Origin of the sequence: Citrobacter telavivensis, assembly GCA_009363175.1 — a bacterium.
Taxonomy (GTDB): domain Bacteria; phylum Pseudomonadota; class Gammaproteobacteria; order Enterobacterales; family Enterobacteriaceae; genus Citrobacter_A; species Citrobacter_A telavivensis.
Map to the genome: position 1 here is coordinate 5,005,072 of CP045205.1, position 24,303 is coordinate 5,029,374.

21 protein-coding genes are annotated in these 24,303 nt (G+C 48.6%); 12 read left to right on the forward strand and 9 right to left on the reverse strand.

Features of this window, described 5'->3' with window-relative positions; all coding sequences use genetic code 11:
- Nucleotides 1-237 precede the first annotated feature (237 nt).
- The 3 genes from GBC03_26380 to GBC03_26390 form a co-directional block, all read right to left on the reverse strand.
- Entirely contained in the window at nt 238-747 is a 510-nt protein-coding gene (locus GBC03_26380) for a hypothetical protein (protein QFS73491.1), read from the reverse strand.
- A 15-nt stretch (nt 748-762) separates the two neighbouring features.
- Nucleotides 763-1,116 carry a hypothetical protein gene (locus GBC03_26385; protein ID QFS73492.1) on the reverse strand — a complete coding sequence of 118 codons (354 nt, stop codon included), beginning with the start codon at nt 1,114-1,116 and terminating at the stop codon, nt 763-765.
- A 74-nt stretch (nt 1,117-1,190) separates the two neighbouring features.
- On the reverse strand, nt 1,191-1,511 hold the full coding sequence (locus GBC03_26390; protein ID QFS73493.1) for a hypothetical protein: 321 nt from the start codon (nt 1,509-1,511) through the stop codon (nt 1,191-1,193).
- On the opposite strand from GBC03_26390, the gene GBC03_26395 reads away from it, so the two are divergent.
- The 3 genes from GBC03_26395 to GBC03_26405 all read left to right on the forward strand — a co-directional run bounded on the left by GBC03_26395 (nt 1,501) and on the right by GBC03_26405 (nt 6,237).
- Entirely contained in the window at nt 1,501-1,716 is a 216-nt protein-coding gene (locus GBC03_26395; protein QFS73494.1) for a hypothetical protein, read from the forward strand. The genes GBC03_26390 and GBC03_26395 overlap by 11 nt on opposite strands.
- A 398-nt stretch (nt 1,717-2,114) precedes the next feature.
- On the forward strand, nt 2,115-4,325 hold the full coding sequence (locus tag GBC03_26400) for an AAA family ATPase (protein ID QFS73495.1): 2,211 nt from the start codon (nt 2,115-2,117) through the stop codon (nt 4,323-4,325).
- Nucleotides 4,326-5,328: 1,003 nt separating this feature from the next.
- Nucleotides 5,329-6,237 (forward strand): HNH endonuclease, encoded by a 909-nt coding sequence (locus GBC03_26405; protein QFS73496.1) that lies wholly within the window; start codon nt 5,329-5,331, stop codon nt 6,235-6,237.
- Between the two features lie 406 nt (nt 6,238-6,643).
- Here GBC03_26405 and GBC03_26410 read toward each other — a convergent pair whose 3' ends face one another.
- From GBC03_26410 to silR, 4 genes are all read right to left on the reverse strand, one after another.
- Complete coding sequence (locus GBC03_26410) at nt 6,644-6,994, reverse strand: DUF305 domain-containing protein (GenBank protein QFS73497.1); 351 nt, start codon at nt 6,992-6,994, stop codon at nt 6,644-6,646.
- 145 nt (nt 6,995-7,139) lie between these two features.
- Nucleotides 7,140-7,571: a silver-binding protein SilE gene (gene silE, locus GBC03_26415; protein ID QFS73498.1), complete on the reverse strand. Its 432-nt coding sequence runs from the start codon at nt 7,569-7,571 to the stop codon at nt 7,140-7,142.
- Nucleotides 7,572-7,816: 245 nt separating this feature from the next.
- Entirely contained in the window at nt 7,817-9,292 is a 1,476-nt protein-coding gene (gene silS / locus GBC03_26420; GenBank protein QFS73499.1) for a copper/silver sensor histidine kinase SilS, read from the reverse strand.
- Nucleotides 9,285-9,965, reverse strand: coding sequence for a copper/silver response regulator transcription factor SilR (gene silR, locus GBC03_26425; protein QFS73500.1), 681 nt, complete (start codon nt 9,963-9,965; stop codon nt 9,285-9,287). Before silR ends, silS begins: the two co-directional genes overlap by 8 nt.
- 189 nt (nt 9,966-10,154) lie before the next feature.
- On the opposite strand from silR, the gene silC reads away from it, so the two are divergent.
- From silC to GBC03_26460, 7 genes are all read left to right on the forward strand, one after another.
- Nucleotides 10,155-11,540, forward strand: coding sequence for a Cu(+)/Ag(+) efflux RND transporter outer membrane channel SilC (gene silC / locus GBC03_26430; GenBank protein QFS73501.1), 1,386 nt, complete (start codon nt 10,155-10,157; stop codon nt 11,538-11,540).
- Nucleotides 11,541-11,568: 28 nt separating this feature from the next.
- Complete coding sequence (gene cusF / locus GBC03_26435) at nt 11,569-11,922, forward strand: cation efflux system protein CusF (GenBank protein QFS73502.1); 354 nt, start codon at nt 11,569-11,571, stop codon at nt 11,920-11,922.
- Between the two features lie 113 nt (nt 11,923-12,035).
- Nucleotides 12,036-13,328 carry a Cu(+)/Ag(+) efflux RND transporter periplasmic adaptor subunit SilB gene (silB, locus tag GBC03_26440; GenBank protein ID QFS73503.1) on the forward strand — a complete coding sequence of 431 codons (1,293 nt, stop codon included), beginning with the start codon at nt 12,036-12,038 and terminating at the stop codon, nt 13,326-13,328.
- A 10-nt stretch (nt 13,329-13,338) separates the two neighbouring features.
- Nucleotides 13,339-16,485: a Cu(+)/Ag(+) efflux RND transporter permease subunit SilA gene (silA, locus tag GBC03_26445; protein ID QFS73504.1), complete on the forward strand. Its 3,147-nt coding sequence runs from the start codon at nt 13,339-13,341 to the stop codon at nt 16,483-16,485.
- 86 nt (nt 16,486-16,571) lie between these two features.
- Nucleotides 16,572-17,012, forward strand: coding sequence for a hypothetical protein (locus GBC03_26450; GenBank protein QFS73505.1), 441 nt, complete (start codon nt 16,572-16,574; stop codon nt 17,010-17,012).
- A 97-nt stretch (nt 17,013-17,109) separates the two neighbouring features.
- Entirely contained in the window at nt 17,110-19,581 is a 2,472-nt protein-coding gene (gene silP, locus GBC03_26455) for an Ag(+)-translocating P-type ATPase SilP (protein QFS73506.1), read from the forward strand.
- A gap of 40 nt (nt 19,582-19,621) precedes the next feature.
- On the forward strand, nt 19,622-19,819 hold the full coding sequence (locus GBC03_26460) for a DUF2933 domain-containing protein (GenBank protein ID QFS73507.1): 198 nt from the start codon (nt 19,622-19,624) through the stop codon (nt 19,817-19,819).
- A gap of 33 nt (nt 19,820-19,852) precedes the next feature.
- Here GBC03_26460 and GBC03_26465 read toward each other — a convergent pair whose 3' ends face one another.
- On the reverse strand, nt 19,853-20,590 hold the full coding sequence (locus GBC03_26465) for a peptidoglycan DD-metalloendopeptidase family protein (GenBank protein QFS73508.1): 738 nt from the start codon (nt 20,588-20,590) through the stop codon (nt 19,853-19,855).
- A gap of 288 nt (nt 20,591-20,878) precedes the next feature.
- Entirely contained in the window at nt 20,879-21,328 is a 450-nt protein-coding gene (locus tag GBC03_26470; GenBank protein ID QFS73509.1) for a copper resistance protein, read from the reverse strand.
- A gap of 234 nt (nt 21,329-21,562) precedes the next feature.
- Between GBC03_26470 and pcoA the strand changes: the two genes are divergently transcribed.
- Both pcoA and pcoB read left to right on the forward strand, forming a co-directional pair.
- Nucleotides 21,563-23,380, forward strand: coding sequence for a multicopper oxidase PcoA (gene pcoA / locus GBC03_26475; GenBank protein QFS73510.1), 1,818 nt, complete (start codon nt 21,563-21,565; stop codon nt 23,378-23,380).
- Entirely contained in the window at nt 23,380-24,276 is an 897-nt protein-coding gene (pcoB, locus tag GBC03_26480) for a copper resistance outer membrane transporter PcoB (protein ID QFS74134.1), read from the forward strand. The genes pcoA and pcoB overlap by 1 nt, the downstream gene beginning before the upstream one ends.
- The last annotated feature ends 27 nt before the right edge of the window (nt 24,277-24,303 follow it).

A 24,303-nucleotide genomic window follows, 5' to 3' on the forward strand; every position in this document is an offset into this window, starting at 1 on the left:
TTCGTTCTCATGATTGTTATTTCTATATTTCTAGAATAATAGAAATGAATTTTACATTCAATATTCAATGTATCTGGTTGGGAATGAAGTGAAGAACAGCCAAGAAATTGTTGTGGCCTAGTCGATAGCCACAGGAAGCTGCTGTGACTGGGCAACATATTCGCCCGGCAGACCAGGAAGAGACATCTTCATCAGCATTCCTTTCAACTAAGTAGATGGAACTCGTGTAACAGTTGCTCAGGAATCCAGGACTTTCCGCCCCTGAACTATGGCATGCAGATGCTTGAGAACTTTCTGGCCATCTGTTTCCATCATGAAGGGATTTAGGTTAACCAGAGTCAGCATCATCACAATTAACCCAGCAATGACCGTTAGTGGCTGAATACCGGTAAGAGTAAAAACTGGTACTGACAGAATCACGGGCAATAATGGACCGGCCAGCGCCGCCGCCATAACTTTCCACCTGGGGGCATCATTCGCATAGTGGTAACTGACACCTCCGTCTGGAAAAAGCAATCCAAACTTCAGGATAAGTCTGCCCCTTTTGAACCGGAACAACACAGGTTTCCCCACTTGAAAGCGGGTTACCCGAGTTCCCAGGCACATGGCCATAAGGGCATGTCCGGATTCATGAATAAATGCGTAAAGAAAACTGAAGAGATATAAATAAACTGGCAGCATCCATCCAAGACTATCAACGATGTAATGCAGGTATTCAAAAGAATGCAATGGAATTCCTTTAATCATAAATCCCGCCCGCCATTAAATTTGTTCAGCAGCAGTTTTTGCAATTTCATCCACCGCTTCTCTGACCGAAAAGGACAAACTCTGCTTCGGCGAGAAATGTACCCAGTAGCACAGGTGAGATGCCCAGGTCTGACCGTTCTGTCGCGGCTCATAATCCACACTGAAGGCATAGATAATCCTGCCATTCAGATCAAAGCTGGTCACTTCGCAGTAACGCAGATAAAGCTCGCGTAATTCATCAAACAATTCTCCCTCTTTCAGCGGGCCCGCTTCTTTGACTGTTTCACGCTGATCCATGAAATGCCCCACAGCTGCTTTTTTGGAAGGAAACTCCCTTCCCTTGATAATCCCCTTAGTGGAACGCCCCATCCTTAACTCCTTAGTTGTTACGCTGCTCTATTGAGAAATCCCGCCTGTCAGGAGTTCACCTTATGACCTGGTGACTATAAAAGATCCATATACCATGCCGCTTCGTCAGGACAACCCAAATCGATCTCAAACGCCCCTTCAGGAAGCGTACGGGATTTATAACCGCCGTCAGAATACTGAATGGACCACTCTTTCATATCTGGAGCATCAAGGCGGCTGGCCATTTCCTCGTATATCCCGTTCTCCTCATCGAGAAGCACAAGAAGTGTTTCCCCCTGCGTATTCGTCGTGCGGTATAACCACATTTTTTTACAGCCATAACCTGAAAGCATTTCCACAATTGATGAAGGGGAAAAGCTGTTGCACTGATTAGCGTATGTCGTTGTGTTGCTCATAATTGATTTCCTTATCGTAAGCTTTCTACTAATTACTTTATTTATCATCACCCGCAGGACATTCCGTTGCCCGCCTGAAGTGATTAGCCAGATAACAGTCACCAACCGCAATTACCGGACGCACCTTTCCCACACTTCCGAAAAATCCATAATAGCTTGTTTTTCGGAAATGCTGAGGGAGAGATTATCTGGAATGACCCGTTAGGTCGGTTTGAAGTGCGGAGGGTGGCTTACTATCTAATTAATTAAATTATATCACATTTTCTGATTTTGTCCCAAAAAATGTGCAAATAATAGCCATGATCCGCTTCTCGGGGTTTTCGGATCTCCATACAGTATGAAAAATACTGATGACTTTAAATCAAGAATATGAGCTGATTGTTGCTTTAGGTGCATTAATAACCAGTAAGCACAAGAACAAATTTTTATTGCTAATGATGTAATAATAACTCGGACATTAAAATACGGTTACCATCACTTCCCGTTGAGCCAGTTTTCTCATGTCAGTATGATCGAGAAAAATCTTATCAGGATGGCACAACCTGAATACAAAATGCGCTACGATGGAAAGGCTCAGAAAACTCAGGGATAAGGAGAAAAAGAATGGCTCATCTCAGGATCCGTGGCGTAAGAAGCTATGCGCCAGACAGGGAAATCTGCTTTGATCTCAGCAGCAAAGTGACGCTCATCTATGGCCAGAACGGCTCGGGAAAATCCACGGTATCTGGCTATTTTTATGACAGTCAGGCCGATAAATATCGGCATTGTGCATTTGAGAGTCCGCATATCAGCCACTTTCAGGTCTTTAATCAGGAATACATTGACAACAAATTCGCCCGTTCGGACTATCAGCCTGGAATATTCACTCTCAGCGAGGCCAATCAAGAAAGCCAAGATAAAATAAACAGTAATAATAAAGAAAGAGCAAAACTGAGTACTCGCATAGATAAGCTCAATGAAGAGATCGCAGAAAAAGAAGGGATGAAAGAAACGGTCATCGACCATTGTACCAGGGATATATTTAACAGAACGGTAAATGACAGAAAAATCCTCAGCGATTTCCTTGATGGAGCTAAAATTAAAAGATCGTTTTACGAACGTATGGTGGCAATACCACTTTCAGACGTTCGTACCACAACTGAGGAACTGGCTGATAAATGGCGGATGTTAAATCAAAGCGAAGGAACTCTTGTCGCCGAAATTCATATTCCCCAGACCACCGCCTTAACTGAAGACACACAAAAACTGATGCAGGAACCTGTTATGCCTGCAAGCAGCACACAATTCTCTGCGCTCATTCAGAAAATCGGTAACGCAGACTGGGTGCGCCAGGGACAGCATTATATAAACGACGATATTTGCCCGTTCTGCCAGCAGCCCTTTGATGTCATTACGTTTTCGCGCGAACTCACTCAGATGTTCGATGAGACATATCAGACTTCTCTTGGGATGCTGAGCCAGGCAGCAGAACGACTTGCTGAGGACTGTGATAACTTGGCCGAATTTGAACGCCGTGTTGCGATCCATACTTTCGTTGATGATGGAAGTCAGATTTTGTCTCTGGTGAAAGCGGTAAATAAATGCTTTCAGATTTTGTTGCAGCAACTCCTTAATAAAATTAAAGAACCTTCTCTGAAGATACAACCTGAGAACATTCAAGAACCCCTGTTGTTACTCCAGAATGAAGTGGATGCTTTCAATACCCGGGTACGGGAAAATAACCGTCTTGCTGAAAATTTCACCCAAGAAAAACAGACCCTGTACGCTGATGTCATGGCGCACCTCAGAAGGATTTGCGATGAGTTCTTTACCGAACGCGACAGGCAGCTTGGTGAGCTTCAGAATGAAGTTAACAGCAGGTTGCGTGAAGCTGAGAGCCTCGCTGCAAATAAGAAGCAGCTGGATGACGAGACGAATGCGTTGACCAGACAACTCTCCGACATACAACCAACCATTGACATTATCAACGCGAATCTCAGGCTGCTGGGGATCACTGGCTTTGAAATAATCTGCCATGATGCTGAAATGAAACTATACCGTCTGCGCCGAGGAAGCGAACCTGAAAAGGCGGAAGTATTCAAATCCCTCAGCGAGGGTGAGAAAACCATCGTTTCTTTCCTCTACTTTATTGAATCGTGCTCGGGAAGTCTCACTCCCGAAACCGTTAATCCTGAAAATAAACTCATTGTCATTGACGATCCGATTTCCAGCCTGTCACATAATTATATCTATGAGGTCGCTGCACTCATCAAACGTAAAATAATCAAGGCAGGCGCAGCAAGGCATGTCGTTATACTTACTCACAACATGTTTTTCTTCCAGGAAATACTGTTAAACAGCGGCCGCCTACAGGATAACAGAGAAGCACCGGTAAACTGGTCTTTGCTTCGCATCGTTAAATCTGACTACAGTTCCTGCGAAAAGCTTTCCATGCACGAGATGCTCAATGAATATCAGGCGTTATGGCAGACCCTGAAAGATGTCAGGGATGAGAAAACCCAGCCCGTTGTGCTTTTTAATACGATGAGGAATATTCTTGAGTACTATTTCAGTTTCTCCTGCAAAAATGAAAAACTGAAAGATGCCCTTGAGTCTCTGGCAAGCGAACACAGTGATGCTGGAGAATATGATTCATTTTACCGGGCAATCAACCGGCACTCTCATTCCGATGGCAGAAATATTTTATCGACCGGTGCCATCGATAAGGAACGCTATCTGAAAATGTTCAGAAGAGTATTTATTCAGACTGATGACGATGAACACTATCTTGCAATGATGGGGGAGTCTGAAGAACAGCGAGAAACAGGTGTTTAAACAAGAAGCATCGTCACCTACGGGTACCGTTCATTTAACGCGTCGGGAGCGAGCGCATGTGATTACGCACATGCTCTACGCGCCCGAAACGAAAACGTGTATACCGTACAACGGGTACAATTTTCGGTTTCATGGCGGGTTTTCCTTTTACAGTCCGGCTTCTGCCGGAAGTCCCTGTAACCATTTACAGGCGGTAAAAAGTGCAGAGGGGAACACCCGAGGTGACGACAACGGATTATAAACACCGTTCCGGTTAGAGGTAAACTATTTCCATAACATAAGCATGGAGAATGAGTGTTCCAGGTTAGGCGCACCTCCTCTGGATTCGTAGGATCCTTCCGGATGTCCAACCCTGCTAGCGATCAGTGATTAATGAATTACAACTACCCGCCGATAGACCTACCAGCTTCACCAGACCAATTAGCCGATAGCTTCAGTCCAAAAGGGTCCCCCTTCCTGCCATCAGAATTTAATAGGTTGAGGCATGATCCGGTTTTTGCTTTTTTCGGATCACGTATGACAAAACGCATGATATTTCCTGTAAATGCAATTATGCATAACATTTATATTCATAAATGTTAAAAGTGCGAAATTAGCATCAGTTGCTGATTATTATTAACATTTCAGCAACAAACTGCATCCCACCCGCTTCGTTAAAAAAACCGAAGGTCATCAGAAGCGCTCTCTGATCGTCCCGGGCTGAGACGGTGGCAGCGTCACGGGTAATGTCTCTATTTTATTGGTCGTGAGGAAGGCCGGATAATGGCCAAACTAAGAAGCCATAGCATTGGGGGCAGCCTGCTGATCTGGTATGATCAAGCAGAGGCTCATCTCAATGAGCAATCCCCGCAACAAGTTTTTTCGGGGTGCAACAGACCCTTTAGTGTCCAGGACTGAAAAAAAAGAAAGCACGGTCTCTGAGAGACTACTGTCCTTACGCAACCATACCGGTTAGCGAGCTTTATATTTTCATTATGACTATTTGTATAACAGGGGAATGAATGTGATTAAAAAAATATGCGAAGTGATTGATGGAGAGTATGTCTGTGACATTGATATCAGTGTGGAAGAATGGAAAACTTTATTAACAAATGATAAAGTTTTTGACACAAAAAGTATTGCAGCGTTAAAAAAATGGTTTATTGAGCCAAATCATTCCTGCACATGCTTCGATATTGGTAAGAAGTACGACCTGCACAGCATGAGTGCTAATGGTGTCATAAACGGACTGGGTGGCAGAGTTCAAAAAGAACTTGGTAGATTCGAGGTTAAAGGTGTCGGAAATATCGCATGCGGTACAAAATTCATTACCGTAATGAAGAGTAAAGAAATCGGCGGAAAACCCAAAAGAAACTTATGGACAATTCGTGAGGAACTTGTTCAGGCAATTAACGAACTGGATTTTTTTGGTACAACAGAAATGGCCAGCAGTGAGTATTACTCTGACGATGAGTTGATCAATGCCATAGAGAAAAGTAATATCTTTGACAACGTTCAGACGTTTGAATATACAGGGGAAGCCAAACCAAAGAAAAATGCAATAGAAGTAAAAAATGGCCTCTCGTATCCCAGGAGTAAAGGCGTATCCCAAAATGCGCTGAATAAAGCAGGTTACAGATGTGAAGTCGATAGTGACCACCCAACATTCAGAAGGCGAAATTCATCCTTAAATTACACAGAACCTCATCACATTGTACCTATGTCCAGGCAAGATGCTTTTGACACATCTCTTGATGTTGAAGAAAATATCATATCTCTGTGTTGCAATTGCCATAAACAAATTCACTTTGGTCAGGGTTATGAAGATATGCTGAAAGAAATATACACTGCGCGAAAAAGGTTATTAAAAAAAGTTGGTATTGATATATCACTGGAAAACTTGATTCTTTATTACAAAATGGAAAGTAAGTGAGATTCAAACGAGAGTGATACCTTCGTTTTATTGGTCGGGATGAACAGCAGATGATGTTTCCGGCAAGTATCGGGTCCAGAAACTTTCTGTTAAAAAAGAGGTAAAAGTAGTCTTGAGCCCTGACTGCGAATTGCCATTGCGCATGACCAGAGAACAGGACGAACCCCTGCCAAACCCAGGCATGAGAAACACCTTTAAAACATAGACTTAATTAAAATCAGCAATTCCCATCGAAATAATAAGCAAGCAGAATTGGCTCAGGTGAATTTCACTCGGTGCAGTGCATGCGTTGGGGGGGTAAAAGGAAAAACCCGAAATGAATCGGGTTTTGATTAATTAACGATTAACAGGTTCCCGTGCCCGGGAACACTCTGACTGTACGCGCAATATATTATTTCCGCAATCATTATTTTTGATTACCAAGCCATTTATTCATCTGCTCAATTTCACCTTTTTGAGCTTTAATGATGTCCTGCGCGAGCTTTCTCATTTCCGGATCTTTTCCGTATTTTAGCTCGGTCTCAGCCATTGCTATTGCCCCTTCATGGTGTGCTACCATGCCTTTCGCAAAAGCCTTGTCGGGATCGGACTCTTTTACAGCGGCCATCATTTTGTCATGCATACCTTTCATGCCGGACATATATTCCTGTGACGATGCCGATGAGGATATATCTGACATTTTCATTTCTGAATGTTCTGCGGAAATCGCTGGCAGGGATAACATCAGTATAACAAAAAGCGAATTTGTGATTTTCATATAATAAACCCTTTCAGATGGTTACCGGATAAGTTTAGCTGAGTCAGACAAAAAAGCCCCCTGAAGGGGGCAAAAAATAACAACATATCCGTATAAGGGACAATCTATCAAGGAAAGGGTAACCGCACGGAAACTTCAGTTGTCATCAGCCCGCATTGATCATGCGGCGGTGTGCATCAGCCATAGCCTGATGGGGGCCGGACTGACCGTTATTCGTAAATTCATGGGCAACAGCTGCTCTTTCATGTTCATTCATCGCCGCAAACGAAGTCGCCGGACGGGAAGCGTTAACGGTGCCAGTTCCCATCATCTTCTGATGACTTTCCGCCATTTTTTTATGTGCATCTGCTGAACCATTGTTCATGGTTTCATGAACAATAATAGCCTGTTCATGCTGATCCATACCGGCCATCCGTGGAGCTGCCCCCTGGATGGCGGCTGGAGTTGAAGAAGACTGCATCTGATGGGCCGGAGCCTGAGCATTATTGACACGCTCATGGATATTTACAGTTTCAGTGGCCCAGGCCGTAGAAATTAAGCTCAAACCTAACACTGATGCTAAGACGATATTTTTCATGGTAACTCTCCATTTCTGAATTAGTGATGTCCGTGAATTTCGATCTGTGTCCTCAGTAGTACAACTGACAACTCTACAGACCTTATTCCGCCGGGATGAGGCTTTAATACAACTCCTGGCTTGTGCTGATGCCGTGTATGGATGAAGTAATAATGCCTTCCTGATAAGTTGCACTAATTATATCGAATGGCTTCTGTTTGCTGCATGACAGGCTAATGACATCTTTGTCATTTAAATCTTTATTCTCAGTACTGGGTTTCCGGAATCATTTTCTCCAGTCTGGGCACGGATAGGATAAAACGAGTTGAACGTACGTCCGATTCCACCTGCACTCTTCCGTGATGTGCTTCCACGATGGACTTCACAATCGCAAGGCCGATGCCGCTGCCTTCTCCTTTTCGTTGTCTGGACGGATCTACCCGATAAAAACGGTCAAACAGCCTTGATAAATGCTCTTCAGGGATTGGTTTCCCCGGATTTTCAATCACAAGGTCAAAAAAGCTCTCCTGCTCTCTTATTGAGACGGTGATTGCCTGTCCCTCCGGGGTATAACGCAGGGCATTGGATAACAGATTATTGATCGCCCTTCTGAACATTTGTGGATCTCCCTCAACCAGGCAGGGCATCCCGTTAAATTTGAGCGTGATATTGCGTTCTTCGGCCCAGGCTTCGAAAAACTCGAAGACTTTCATGACTTCCGCTCTGAGGTCAAACATGACCCTGTCAGGTATCAGCTGATTATTATCTGCCTGTGCCAGGAACAGCATATCGCTGACCATTTTGGTCATCCGGTTATACTCTTCAAGACTGGAATAGAGGACATCCTCAAGTTCCCTCTGTGTTCGATCCTGACTCAGTGCGATTTCAGTCTGCGTCACCAGATTGGTGATGGGCGTTCTGATCTCATGCGCGATATCGGCAGAGAAATTGGCCTGGCGGGTAAAGACATCCTCAATCTTTCCAATCATATGATTGAACGAGATAACCAGTTGCTCCAGCTCAATGGGAACGCGTGTCGGTTCCAGTCGCGCATCAAGATTCTCGGAGGTGATGTTTTTAATGGCATTGCTGACATTACGAAGGGGCAGGTGCCCCTGACGGACAGCGATTCGAATGATCAGAACAATCAACAGGCTTATCACGACGGCAATCGCAATCAGGTTCTTTTTCAGCGCATCGAGGTAATGGAGATGGAAATTAATGGATAGGCCAGTCAGCATGACATAGTTCTGCTGTTTGCCCTGAAATATCGCCTGACCAGAGGAGGCGATAATCCTGTATGTTTCCATCTTCATTTCGGACCCGGTATCCATCGGTCCCGCAGGATCCTCCACCGTCCAGAGAAAGACATCCCGTGCGCGGCTGTGCTCGCTAAAATCTGCTGAATTCACTGCCGGGCGTAGTGCCGCCCCCTGAGCTGAGCTAAAGAGCACTTCCCCCCTGGGATTGAGGAGCAAAAGGGCAACGTTGCGGTAGCTGGCAATTGATTCCTTTATTTTGCTTATTTTTTTATCATCCGGATCCACCGGGGACTGCAGTATACGGTTCAGTGTGGTGCTGATTTGTTGAAGATCGCTGACATCCTGCTCGGCAAAATGATTTTCAACAGAATGCAGCATAAACCAGGTGAAGGCGATAAAAGCCAGTATCGTGGACAGGCTGATAAAAAAGGTCAGCCGCAGAGCGAGTGAGAAAGGGCGTCTGGAAGGTTTGCTATGCATCCGGGACCTCCAGCATGTAGCCCACGCCCCGGACTGTCTGGATCAGCTTTGTCTCGTAATCGTTGTCTATTTTAGCGCGGAGTCGCTTTACTGCGACATCGATCGCATTAGTGTCGCTGTCAAAATTCATGTCCCAGACCTGAGAGGCAATCAGGGAGCGGGGAAGAACCTCTCCCTGATGGCGAATGAAGAATTCCAGCAGGCTGAACTCTTTACTGGTGAGCACAATGCGGTTTCCGGCGCGACTGACTTTTCTGGATACGAGATCAATCGAGAGGTCAGCCACCTTAAACTGGCTTTCCGTGATCATCGTGTTTCCCCGCCTCAGAAGGGTTCTCACCCGGGCGAGCAGTTCGGCAAACGCAAAGGGTTTAACCAGATAATCGTCCGCACCCAGTTCCAGTCCTTTGACCCTATGTTCGATCGTGCCGAGGGCTGTCAGCAGTAAGACCGGCATACCCTTTCCGGCAGTGCGCAGCATGCGGATGATATCCCAGCCGTTCACATCAGGTAGCATGATATCCAGAATGACTAAATCATACTCGGCTGTCATGGCGAGATGATATCCGGTAAGACCATTATCAGCGTGATCCACTACGAACCCTGCCTCTGTAAGCCCTTTGCTGAGATATTCACCTGTTTTAATTTCGTCTTCGACGATCAATATTTTCATCTTGCTCCCCGGCTGGCTGCTAATGTCATTCTATTGCGCCCACGATCGTTATCAACGGATTACAGCAAAAATGACAACATTGTCATTATCCTGTCACTCGGCAAACAGAGAGCGTTAGGTAAAGTACCCCTATCAATACTCTGGACTTCATTTGAACCATTTACCAGGTCTGCCTGGACGAGAAGCGTTATGTTCAAATTAAAATTACTCAGCATTAGCACGATATTCATCCTGGCAGGCTGCGTGTCGCTTGCGCCTGAATATCAGCGGCCCGCAGCACCGGTACCCCAGCAGTTTTCACTGTCCCATAACAGCCTGACGCCAGCGGTAAATGGCTATCAGGATACGGGCTGGCGTAACTTTTTTGTCGATCCCCAGGTTACCCGGTTGATCGGTGAAGCTCTGACTAATAACCGTGATTTGAGAATGGCTGCCCTGAAGGTTGAAGAGGCCCGAGCCCAGTTCAACGTCACGGATGCAGATCGTTATCCCCAGCTGAATGCCTCATCCGGGATAACATACAGCGGTGGTCTGAAAGGTGACAAGCCGACCACACAGGAGTACGACGCGAGACTGGAGCTCAGCTATGAGCTCGATTTTTTCGGCAAACTTAAGAACATGAGTGATGCTGACCGCCAGAACTACTTTGCCAGCGAAGAAGCCCGTCGGGCCGTACACATCCTGCTGGTCTCCAACGTTTCACAGAGCTATTTCAGCCAGCAACTGGCGTACGAACAACTCCGTATTGCGCGGGAAACGCTGAAAAATTATGAACAGTCCTATGCTTTCGTTGAGCAACAGCTCGTGACCGGGAGTACGAACGTTCTGGCACTTGAACAGGCGAGAGGACAAATCGAAAGTACCCGCGCCGAAATAGCCAAACGAGAAGGCGATCTGGCTCAGGCAAACAATGCCCTGCAACTGGTGCTGGGAACGTACCGCGCACTTCCGTCAGAAAAAGGGATGAAAGGCGGGGAGATCGCACCAGTAAAATTGCCACCAAATCTATCTTCACAAATTTTGCTGCAGCGACCGGATATTATGGAAGCGGAATATCAGCTGAAAGCGGCTGATGCCAATATTGGCGCAGCGCGAGCGGCCTTTTTCCCCTCCATTACCCTGACCAGTGGTCTTTCCGCAAGCAGTACGGAGCTGTCAAGCCTGTTTACGTCAGGAAGTGGAATGTGGAATTTTATCCCTAAAATTGAAATTCCTATTTTTAATGCTGGCAGGAATAAAGCCAATCTGAAGCTGGCTGAAATTCGCCAGCAACAATCGGTGGTTAATTACGAACAAAAAATTCAGTCAGCCTTTAAGGATGTTTCCGACACGCTTGCGCTGCGCGACAGCCTTAGCCAGCAACTTGAGTCACAGCAGCGTTATCTTGATTCACTTCAGATAACTCTCCAGCGTGCCAGAGGATTATATGCAAGTGGTGCTGTCAGTTACATCGAAGTGCTGGATGCAGAACGTTCCCTCTTCGCTACGCAGCAAACCATTCTCGATCTTACCTATTCCCGACAGGTTAACGAAATTAATCTGTTTACCGCGCTGGGTGGCGGTTGGGTAGAGTAAATTTATTTAATTAATCAGGAAATTAAAAATGCGTAATTCACTTAAAGCCGTTTTATTTGGTGCCTTCTCTGTCATGTTTTCTGCCGGTCTTCATGCTGAAACACATCAGCATGGCGATATGAATGCTGCCAGTGATGCTTCGGTACAGCAGGTTATCAAGGGCACCGGTGTCGTTAAAGACATTGATATGAATAGTAAAAAGATTACCATTTCGCACGAAGCAATCCCTGCTGTGGGCTGGCCTGCAATGACCATGCGCTTCACTTTTGTTAATGCAGACGACGCTATCAATGCCCTGAAAACCGGCAACCATGTCGATTTCTCGTTTATTCAGCAGGGCAATATCTCCTTACTCAAAAGCATTAACGTTACGCAATCCTGATTATCAGTCCGGAGCGAATACATCCAGTGCGCCTGAACATTCATTAAGGGATTACTGTGAATGAATGATCGGGCGCATATGCCAGGTGTTTTGATTTTTCAGCGAGAAATTGTATGGCTTCTTTAAAGATAAAATATGCTGCAATAATTATCAGCAGCCTCATAGCAGGAGGGCTGATATCGGTTACTGCCTGGCAGTACGTAAACTCATCACAAAAAACAGTACAAACCGAACAAAAGGCACCGGAGCGAAAGGTACTTTTCTGGTATGACCCGATGAAACCGGATACCAAATTTGATAAACCCGGAAAATCTCCCTTTATGGATATGGACCTGGTGCCAAAATATGCTGATGAAAGCGGCGATAAAAGCAGTGGCGGGATCCGTATCGATCCAACGCAGGTTCAGAATCTGGGATTAAAAACGCAAAAAGTCACGCGAGGAATGCTGAATTATTCTCAGACAATCCCGGCTAATGTCAGTTACAACGAGTATCAGTTTGTCATTGTGCAGGCGCGCTCTGACGGTTTCGTCGAAAAAGTGTATCCCCTGACGATTGGCGATCATGTGAAGAAAGGCACTCCGCTTATCGATATCACCATTCCTGAATGGGTTGAGGCACAAAGTGAGTTCCTGCTGTTATCCGGTACAGGCGGTACGTCAACCCAGATAAAAGGGGTTCTGGAGCGACTTCGTCTGGCTGGTATGCCGGAAGAGGATATTCAAAGGCTGCGTTCAACCCGCACAATCCAGACCCGTTTTACCATTAAAGCACCTATTGATGGTGTCATTACTGCGTTTGACCTGCGCACCGGAATGAATATTTCGAAAGATAAAGTAGTGGCTCAGATTCAGGGGATGGACCCGGTCTGGATCAGCGCTGCAGTGCCAGAATCTATCGCATATCTGCTGAAAGATACGTCGCAGTTTGAAATTTCGGTACCGGCTTATCCGGATAAAACATTCCATGTCGAAAAATGGAACATTCTTCCCAGCGTGGATCAGACAACCCGTACGCTTCAGGTCCGTCTCCAGGTTTCTAATAAGGATGAGTTTCTCAAGCCGGGCATGAATGCCTATCTGAAACTGAATACCAAGAGCCAGGAGATGCTGCTGATACCAAGCCAGGCCGTTATCGATACCGGCAAAGAACAGCGCGTGATTACTGTTGATGATGAAGGCAAGTTTGTGCCGAAACAGATCCACGTTCTGCATGAATCACAGCAACAGTCCGGCATTGGCTCCGGCCTGAATGAAGGCGATACCGTGGTGGTCAGTGGCCTGTTCCTCATTGACTCCGAAGCCAATATTACGGGCGCGCTGGAACGTATGCGCCACCCTGAAAAAACAGAAAACAGTATGCCAGCAATGTCTGAGCAGCCTGTAAATATGCATTCAGGGCACTGAGGAGACGACGATGATTGAATGGATTATCCGGCGCTCTGTCGCCAACCGTTTCCTGGTCATGATGGGCGCACTGTTTCTCAGCATCTGGGGCACATGGACGATAATTAACACGCCGGTCGATGCGCTGCCTGACCTGTCAGATGTGCAGGTCATTATTAAAACCAGCTATCCCGGACAGGCCCCGCAGATTGTAGAAAACCAGGTCACCTATCCGCTTACCACCACCATGCTGTCCGTACCTGGCGCAAAAACCGTGCGTGGCTTTTCACAGTTCGGTGATTCGTATGTGTATGTCATTTTTGAAGACGGCACCGATCTGTACTGGGCCCGTTCGCGCGTGCTGGAATACCTGAATCAGGTTCAGGGCAAACTGCCTGCGGGTGTGAGCTCTGAAATCGGCCCGGACGCCACGGGAGTGGGCTGGATATTTGAATATGCCCTTGTCGATCGCAACGGAAAACACGACCTTTCAGAACTGCGCTCTCTGCAGGACTGGTTCCTGAAATTTGAGCTGAAAACCATCCCGAACGTGGCTGAGGTCGCTTCGGTTGGCGGCGTGGTGAAACAGTACCAGATTCAGGTCAATCCGGTAAAACTGTCCCAGTACGGTATCAGCCTGCCCGAAGTGAAACAGGCACTTGAATCGTCTAACCAGGAGGCCGGTGGCTCATCCGTTGAAATGGCCGAAGCGGAGTATATGGTCCGTGCCAGCGGTTATCTTCAGAGCATTGATGATTTTAATAACATCGTCCTGAAAACAGGTGAGAACGGCGTGCCGGTTTATCTGCGGGATGTTGCCCGCGTGCAGACCGGGCCCGAAATGAGGCGTGGTATTGCCGAGCTGAACGGCCAGGGAGAAGTCGCTGGCGGCGTGGTGATCCTGCGGTCGGGTAAAAATGCGCGCGACGTTATCACGGCAGTGAGGGATAAACTGGAGACGCTGAAGGCCAGCCTGCCGGAAGGCGTTGAAATCGTGACCACCTACGATCGCAGCCAGTTAATCGACCGGGCGATTGATAACCTCAGTTCCAAACTTCTGGAAGAGTTTATCGTGGTGGCCATCGTCTGTGCTCTGTTCCTGTGGCACGTACGTTCTGCCCTGGTGGCGATTATCTCTCTGCCGCTTGGCCTGTGTATCGCCTTTATCGTCATGCACTTCCAGGGACTGAACGCCAATATCATGTCGCTGGGAGGGATAGCGATTGCCGTCGGTGCGATGGTGGATGCCGCCATTGTGATGATTGAAAATGCGCACAAACGGCTTGAGGAGTGGGATCATCAGCATCCGGGTGAGCAGATTGACAACGCCACCCGCTGGAAGGTGATTACCGACGCCTCCGTGGAAGTGGGACCCGCGTTGTTCATTAGCCTGCTGATCATCACCCTGTCCTTTATTCCTATCTTTACCCTGGAAGGGCAGGAAGGTCGTCTGTTTGGCCCGCTGGCATTCACGAAAACGTACTCCATGGCGGGAGCGGCCGCACTGGCCATCATCGTCATTCCTATTCTGATGGGATTCTGGATCCGGGGGAAAATTCCTGCCGAGACAAGTAACCCCCTGAACCGGGTGCTGATCAAAGCGTATCATCCTTTGCTGCTGCGGGTCCTCCACTGGCCAAAAACAACCCTGCTGGTTGCGGCCTTGTCCATTTTCACGGTTATCTGGCCACTGAGTCAGGTGGGCGGTGAATTTCTGCCGAAGATTAACGAGGGCGATCTGCTGTATATGCCGTCGACCTTGCCTGGCGTCTCTCCGGCAGAAGCTGCAGCGCTCCTGCAGACAACAGACAAGTTAATCAAAAGCGTTCCTGAAGTGGCTTCTGTATTTGGCAAGACCGGTAAAGCAGAGACCGCAACGGATTCCGCGCCGCTCGAAATGGTGGAAACCACGATCCAGCTCAAACCTGAGGATCAGTGGCGTCCCGGCATGACAATTGACAAGATTATTGATGAACTCGACAGGACAGTCCGTTTACCGGGTCTGGCAAACCTCTGGGTGCCGCCTATCCGTAACCGTATTGATATGCTCTCAACCGGGATCAAAAGCCCGATAGGTATCAAAGTGTCCGGGACTGTTCTGTCCGATATCGACGCGACGGCGCAGAGTATCGAGGCGGTAGCCAAAACCGTGCCTGGCGTGGTGTCTGTCCTGGCTGAGCGACTTGAGGGCGGGCGCTACATCGATATCGATATCAACCGGGAGAAAGCCTCCCGCTACGGGATGACGGTAGGTGATGTCCAGCTGTTCGTCTCTTCAGCAATCGGAGGTGCTATGGTGGGTGAGACGGTTGAAGGGGTGGCCCGGTACCCTATTAACATTCGCTACCCGCAGGATTACCGGAACAGTCCGCAGGCGCTGAAACAGATGCCGATCCTGACCCCGATGAAGCAGCAGATCACGCTGGGCGATGTCGCGGATATTAACGTCGTTTCTGGACCAACCATGCTGAAAACCGAAAATGCCCGGCCAGCCAGCTGGATTTATGTTGATGCCCGCGGCAGGGACATGGTGTCGGTGGTTAACGACATTAAGACGGCCATCAGCGAGAAAGTGAAACTGAGACCGGGAACCAGTGTGGCATTCTCCGGACAGTTTGAACTGCTTGAGCATGCCAACAAGAAACTGAAGCTGATGGTGCCGATGACGGTGATGATCATTTTCATCCTGTTGTATCTGGCATTCCGCCGGGTTGACGAAGCCCTGCTGATCCTGATGAGCCTGCCGTTCGCCCTGGTTGGCGGAATATGGTTCCTGTACTGGCAGGGCTTCCATATGTCAGTGGCGACCGGAACCGGGTTTATCGCCCTGGCCGGGGTGGCAGCAGAGTTTGGCGTGGTCATGCTGATGTATCTGCGTCATGCCATTGAAGCGCACCCGGAATTGTCCCGTAAAGAGACGTTCACACCGGAAGGTCTTGATGAAGCCCTCTATCATGGTGCCGTACTGCGTGTCCGGCCGAAAGCCATGACCGTGGCGGTGATCATTGCGGGTCTGCTGCCAATACTCTGGGGAACCGGCGCAGGTTCAGAAGTCATGAGCCGTATTGCTGCGCCAATGATTGGTGGGATGATCACGGCTCCGCTGCTGTCCCTGTTCATTATTCCTGCCGCCTACAAATTAATCTGGCTGCGCAGACATAAAAAAAGCGTGTCATAACCCTGAAAGGGCGCCCCCAGTGGGCGTCCTTCTGCACTGATTCACCCTGACGTCAGGGTTTATATCGATAATATACAGAGGTGAGTATGAAAAAAGTGGTTCTAATGGCCCTGGCTCTCGGCCTGTCACTGCCTGCAATGGCGAGTGAAAAAGTCATTGATATGTACAAATCTGAAAACTGTGGCTGTTGTTCCCTGTGGGGCAAAGCGATGGAAAAAGACGGGTTCGAAGTGCGAACTCACGTCATGAATGATCAGGCGCTGTCAGCCCTGAAAGAAAAGCATGCTGTTCCTGCTGGACTACGAAGTTGTCATACCGCGGTTGTAGGTAATTTGATCATTGAAGGCCATGTGCCTGCGGCAACGATACATAAGGCCATGCAGTCTGGTTCGGGTATATACGGTCTCGCCACCCCCGGTATGCCAGCAGGAAGTCCGGGAATGGAGATGGGGGCCCGAAAAGAGGCTTACGATGTTATCGCATTCTCACCGGAGGGCAGTAAAAAAGTCTTCCAGCGAATCGAATAGTCAGCGGAACGGCTGATAACGGGACGCCGGCAGCAGGCACTCTTATGCCGGCGGCATTCGTGGTAATCGCATCCATGACATATCCTGAAGACAGAAAATGCTTCAGATATGCATAAGGAGAGTTACTGTGAAAAATGACAATGCAGTGGAACATAACAACCAGACTGCTTCTGAGCAGACATCATCCCCGGACGAGAGTCACGCATTGCATAAGGTGAGAGATCCCGTGTGCGGGATGGTCATCCTGCCTGACAAGGCGCACAGCAGCATTCGATACCAGGACCATCAGCTTTATTTCTGCTCCGCCAGCTGTGAGAGCAAATTTAAAGCCCATCCCGATCATTATTTTACCGAAGATGCCAGTGAACATCACCATCACCACGACCACCATGAAGTCAGCCCTGATAAGATAAAACAGTCTCACCGCCAGGCGGAGAAAGAGATTTCTGAAGGTGTGTGGACATGTCCGATGCATCCGGAGATACGCCGTAGTGGTCCCGGAAGCTGTCCTGTCTGTGGAATGGCACTGGAGCCGCTCGTAGCTACGGCATCCACGGGGACGAGTGATGAACTTCGCGACATGACAAGACGCTTCTGGCTGGGGTTGTTGCTGGCGTTTCCGGTTCTGATACTCGAAATGGGTTCTCATCTGTTTCCCGCTTTGAGGAATACAGTACCGCCACAGTACAACACATGGCTGCAGTTACTTCTGGCCTCTCCTGTCGTTTTGTGGTGTGGCTGGCCATTCTTCGCCCGGGCCGGAATGTCGTTACGTAACCGCTCCCTGAATATGTTTACCCTTGTTGCAATGGGGACCGGCGTAGCCTGGGTTTACAGCGTCATTGCAACCGTCTTCCCCTCCTGGTTTCCTGCATCGTTCAGAAACATGGATGGCCTGGTGGCCATTTATTTTGAAGCCGCAGCTGTTATTACGGTGCTTGTTCTGCTGGGACAGGTCCTTGAATTGCGGGCAAGGGAACAAACCTCAGGTGCCATTACTGCGCTTCTTAACCTTGCCCCCAAAACCGCCAGGCGGCTGGATCAAGACGGTCATGAAACGGATATTAATGCGGAAGATGTCCTGCCTGGCGATAAGCTCCGCATCAGACCTGGAGAGAGTATTCCGGTCGACGGTATCGTGGTCGAAGGCAAAACAACCGTTGATGAATCGATGGTGACCGGGGAATCTATGCCTGTTACCAAAACGGAGGGTGACCCTGTCATCGGGGGGACCATTAATCAGACAGGTAGTCTTATCATCCGTGCAGAGAAAGTCGGTGATGAAACGATGCTCTCACGAATTGTTCAGATGGTCGCTGATGCACAGCGTTCGCGGGCCCCCATCCAGAGAATGGCTGACAGCGTTTCAGGCTGGTTTGTTCCTCTGGTGATACTTATCGCGGTTGTTGCTTTCATGATCTGGTCTGTCTGGGGGCCCGAGCCCAGGATGGCGCACGGTCTCATTGCGGCTGTGTCGGTCCTGATTATTGCCTGTCCCTGCGCGCTGGGGCTGGCCACGCCGATGTCGATAATGGTGGGGGTGGGCAAAGGAGCCCAGGCCGGGGTGTTAATCAAGAATGCCGAAGCCCTTGAGCGTCTTGAAAAAGTGGACACGCTGGTTGTCGACAAAACAGGCACGCTCACGGAAGGTTCGCCGACGGTGACAGGGATTATCAGTCTCAATCCGGGTGGGGAAACATCTCTTTTGCGTGTAACGGCCGCAGTGGAAAAAGGCTCGCAGCATCCGCTGGGTATGGCAGTAGTTAAAGCAGCACAGGAAAAGGGGATCGCAATACCCGCAGTCACTCATTTCAATGCGCCGTCGGGTAAAGGTGTCTCAGGCGATGTCGAAGGTCAACGGGTTGTTATTGGTAATGAACTGGCTATGCAGGAAAACAGTATCGTTATTGATAATCAAAAGGCCGTTGCGGATACGTTGCGGATGGAAGGCGCTACCGTTATCTATGTGGCCACAGACGGGCACCTTGCAGGCCTGATAGCTATCTCGGATCCCGTGAAAGCAACCACGCCGGATGCGCTTAAAGCTTTGCGTCAGGCGGGGATCCGCATCGTTATGCTCACCGGGGATAACCAGCTTACCGCTGAAGCAGTCGCACGGAAACTGGGAATAGATGAGGTTGAAGCCGGGATTCTGCCGGATGGCAAAAAAGCAGTGATAACCCGACTGAAAGCGTCTGGCCATGTGGTTGCGATGGCCGGAGACGGTGTGAATGATGCCCCGGCGCTGGCAGCGGCTGACGTGGGTATAGCCATGGGAACGGGTACAGATGTGGCAATTGAAAGTGCCGGAGTCACCCTTCTCAAAGGCGACTTGATGATACTGAACAGGGCCCGTCATCTGTCAGAAATCACCATGAAAAATATCCGACAGAATCTGTTTTTTGCATTTATCTACAACGCACTTGGCGTGCCTGTGGCTGCAGGTCTGCTTTATCCTGTGTATGGAATACTGCTGTCGCCAGTTATTGCGGCGGCGGCCATGGCTCTTTCCTCCGTCAGCGTCATTGTGAATGCGTTGCGTCTGAAAAGTGTCAGGCTCGGGAAATAACACTGAGTGAAGGGGCTGTTACGAACAGAAGGAGTCCAGTATGAAAAGTACCACCTATGCGCTTATTGCTGTCGCCGCGATCGCGGCATTTGCCCTCCTGCGCGAACACTGGTCACATGTGGCAGGTTACTGGCCATATCTGTTATTGCTGGTCTGCCCGCTAATGCATCTTTTCCACGGCCACGGAGGGCATGGAGATCATCAACATCAAGGAAGTGAAAACGATAAAAAAAATTAATCCGGCAGACGGGGCCGCGTCGCGGCCCCGTTATCAGTCCAGGTATCGTTCGTAGTCTCTGGCATGCGCAAAGGCATGCTGTTCAAGTTTGTTATCAGCGGGTGCCGCTGCCCGGAACGCCAGTGAGTTAACAGGATTGTTATTGATGACCAGCTCGTAATGCAGATGAGGACCGGATGAACGTCCGCTGTTACCGGATAACGCAATAGCGTCTCCCCGGGTAACCCTGGCCCCTTTAGTAACGAGTATTTTATTGAGGTGGAGATAGCGAGTTTTAACACCGGCTTTTCCCGTTACTTCAACAAAATATCCCATGGTACTGTTGTATTCGGCCCGGGTGATTTTTCCGTCGATGACGCTGACTATTTTCGTGTTCATGGGCATGGAATAATCAATGCCATTATGGGGACTCACTTTTCCCGATACCGGGTTAAGTCTTGCAGGATTGAAAGGCGAACTGAGTCTTGCTGTGGCCGGTAACGGATAATCGAGACTGCCTTTCCCGGAAGTATCGGAAAGGTTATAGAACTTTTTATCTGATATACGATACGCCGTGTAATTAAATGAACCGGACGTAAATTTATAGGCCACGACACGTGATTTTCCCGCTTTCTTTTGCAGTACGAGTTTTAATGATTCATTTTTTTTCAAATGCCGCAGATTAAACCGGGAAGGCAAGGAGCGCTGAAGAGTAGCGATCTCGTTCGATTCCAGCCCCGAGCGGGTGGCTGAAAGGTAGGCATTTTCTTTTACGACATCGGTAGAATACATTTACTGGAATTCGCCGTTAGCATGAACACTGCGGCGTATGCTAGGGGTTTTCAGGAGGCGTGTCATCTGTCAGTTAATCGGGAGCACCGTTGATGGTCGTCATTTTTGTAACATATCTTGTTTCCCGTTTGCTCCTGAAGCTCTGGGAACTGTATGACCAGCCCGACGGTGATGATTAACGGGACTGAAACAGGTTACGGCAGAGCAATATGGGGCTCATGTCCTGCTACGTAACCCGTCAGTAAAGCCCTGCTGCGCACCTGACGCTAAGCACTAACCCGCCTGCAGTTACCTGGTCGAATACAGCCCGCGAAGCTTTCTTGCCTGCGTCTGATGTGCTTCCGCACCGGCATTATTGACCTGCTCATGCACGAGAGCGGCTTTTTCTCCGGCATTCAGTTCGTTAAAAGAAGAAGACGAGGTCTTTGAATTTGCATCACTGCCGGACAGCATTTTTTTATGTTCCTCAATCATTTTCTGATGCGCATAGGACGCGCTGTTGTTCATAAATGAATGAGCAACAATGGCCCTTTCATGTTCATTCATTTCAGAGAATGAGGGCGTGTTGTTTTTATTAACCCTGTCCGGTAAGTTTTCATGCGTCGAGGAATTCACATGACTGACGGCTGAGGCATTATTAACAAATCGATGTGCTTCATGGGCAATATCACTGGACTGAGCAAAAGCTGCCCCACAAAATAAAGCTGTAAACGCAGTGGTCGTGATTAATATATTCATGTGTAATTACCTTCTGAGGTACATAAAAGATGTCCTTATGATCATATATAAAAATAATCAACCTGTGGGGAAGATGACGTAAATGTAATACAGCTATGTACATTACACGATTGTAATGAATTTGTTTCTTAAGGTGTGCTAGATTCATTTCATTGTAAGTGGATGAACCAGTAATTTAATTTAAATCGGTTCTCGAATTCTGTCAGTAACCATACTTTAAATAAGGGAATGCGCATGCTGTTGAAAACGTCTCGACGAACTTTCCTGAAGGGGTTAACCCTCTCTGGCGTAGCCGGAAGTCTTGGCGTATGGAGTTTCAATGCGCGTTCCAGTCTGAGCCTGCCAGTTGCCGCATCCCTGCAGGGTACTCAGTTTGACCTGACCATTGGTGAAACGGCCGTCAATATCACGGGCAGTGAGCGTCAGGCCAAAACAATCAATGGAGGCCTGCCGGGGCCCGTTCTTCGCTGGAAAGAAGGTGACACCATTACCCTGAAGGTCAAAAACCGTCTTAATGAACAGACGTCCATTCACTGGCACGGCATTATTCTTCCGGCCAATATGGATGGTGTTCCGGGGCTGAGTTTTATGGGCATAGAGCCTGATGATACCTACGTTTACACCTTTAAGGTTAAGCAGAACGGGACTTACTGGTACCACAGCCATTCCGGTCTGCAGGAACAGGAGGGGGTATACGGTGCCATTATCATCGATGCCAGGGAGCCAGAACCGTTTGCTTACGATCGTGAGCATGTGGTCATGTTGTCTGACTGGACCGATGAAAATCCTCACAGCCTGCTGAAAAAATTAAAAAAACAGTCGGATTACTACAATTTCAATAAACCAACCGTTGGCTCTTTTTTCCGCGACGTGAATACCAGGGGGCTGTCAGCCACCATTGCCGATCGGAAAATGTGGGCTGAAATGAAAATGAATCCGACTGACCTCGCGGATGTCAGTGGCTACACCTACACCTATCTCATGAACGGGCAGGCCCCGCTGAAAAACTGGACCGGACTGTTCCGTCCCGGTGAAAAGATACGCTTACGGTTTATCAACGGCTCGGCAATGACCTATTTCGATATCCGTATCCCCGGGCTGAAAATGACGGTCGTGGCTGCAGATGGCCAGTATGTAAACCCGGTTACCGTTGACGAATTCAGGATTGCCGTTGCCGAAACCTATGATGTCATTGTGGAGCCTCAGGGTGAGGCCTATACCATCTTCGCACAATCCATGGACAGGACCGGTTACGCTCGAGGGACACTGGCCACGAGAGAGGGGTTAAGTGCTGCCGTTCCCCCCCTCGATCCCCGTCCTCTGTTGACCATGGAAGATATGGGTATGGGGGGAATGGGACATGATATGGCAGGAATGGACCACAGCCAGATGGGAGGCATGGATAACAGCGGAGAGATGATGTCTATGGACGGTGCTGACCTTCCGGATAGCGGGACATCCTCCGCGCCCATGGATCACAGCAGCATGGCCGGTATGGATCATTCCCGGATGGCCGGAATGCCGGGTATGCAAAGTCATCCTGCGTCAGAAACGGATAACCCACTGGTTGATATGCAGGCGATGAGCGTCTCTCCGAAATTAAATGATCCGGGTATTGGTCTTCGAAATAACGGAAGAAAGGTTCTCACGTACGCGGATTTGAAAAGCCGCTTTGAGGATCCTGACGGACGTGAACCTGGCCGTACCATAGAACTGCATTTAACCGGCCACATGGAAAAGTTTGCCTGGTCATTTAACGGAATCAAGTTTTCAGATGCCGCACCGGTGCTGCTGAAATACGGTGAGCGGCTCAGGATCACGCTGATCAACGATACCATGATGACTCACCCCATTCACCTGCATGGTATGTGGAGCGATCTGGAAGATGAAAACGGTAATTTCATGGTTCGTAAACACACAATAGATGTTCCCCCTGGTACAAAACGCAGTTACAGAGTGACAGCAGATGCGCTTGGCCGCTGGGCGTATCACTGCCATTTGCTCTATCACATGGAAATGGGAATGTTTCGTGAAGTCCGGGTGGAGGAATGATGCGAATGAAGAGAAATTTGAAGGCCATACCTGTTCTGGTCGCCGGTTTGTTTACCTCACAGCTTTCTATTGCGGCGGGCTCCGTCTCTGCAGATCCCCACGCCGGGCACGACATGTCTGCCATGCAGATGCCAGCAGATGAGAATTTCACTGAGATGACGTCAATGGAGCCCATTGTAACTGAGAGCAGAACGCCAATTCCGCCTGTTACCGATGCCGACCGGAAGGCTGCATTCGGCAATTTACAGGGGCATGCGATTCACGACAGTGCGATTAATTATCTGGTTCTGCTGGATCAACTGGAATGGCAACGGTCGGATAACACCAACAATTTCAGCTGGAGTGTTAACAGCTGGATTGGAGGCGACACAGATCGGATTTGGCTAAAGAGTGAAGGTGAACGAAGCAATGGGGAAACGGAGGCGGCTGAAGCGCAGTTACTCTGGGGACATGCGGTTGGCCCATGGTGGGATTTGGTTGCGGGTGTCAGGCAGGATTTCAGACCTGCTTCTGCCCGGACCTGGGCTGCTGTCGGTTTTCAGGGGCTGGCACTCTATAATTTTGAGTCTGAAATTACGGGTTTTGTCAGTAATGGCGGAAAAGCAGCCCTTCGTCTGGGAGGAGAATACGACGTTTTACTGACTAACCGGCTCATACTCCAGCCATCCTATGAGGTGAATTTCTACAGTCAGGATGATGAATCGCGGGGTCGCGGCAGGGGACTGACTGACACAGAGCTGGGGCTCCGGCTGCGCTATGAAATACGCCGTGAGTTTGCACCCTATATAGGCGTTTCCTGGAATCAACTTTACGGGAAAACATCCGATATGGCGAAAAGAGAAGGTGAGAAAGACCATCAGGTAGTATTCCTGGCGGGAGCCAGAATCTGGTTTTAACGCACTGATATAAAACACTCAACTAAA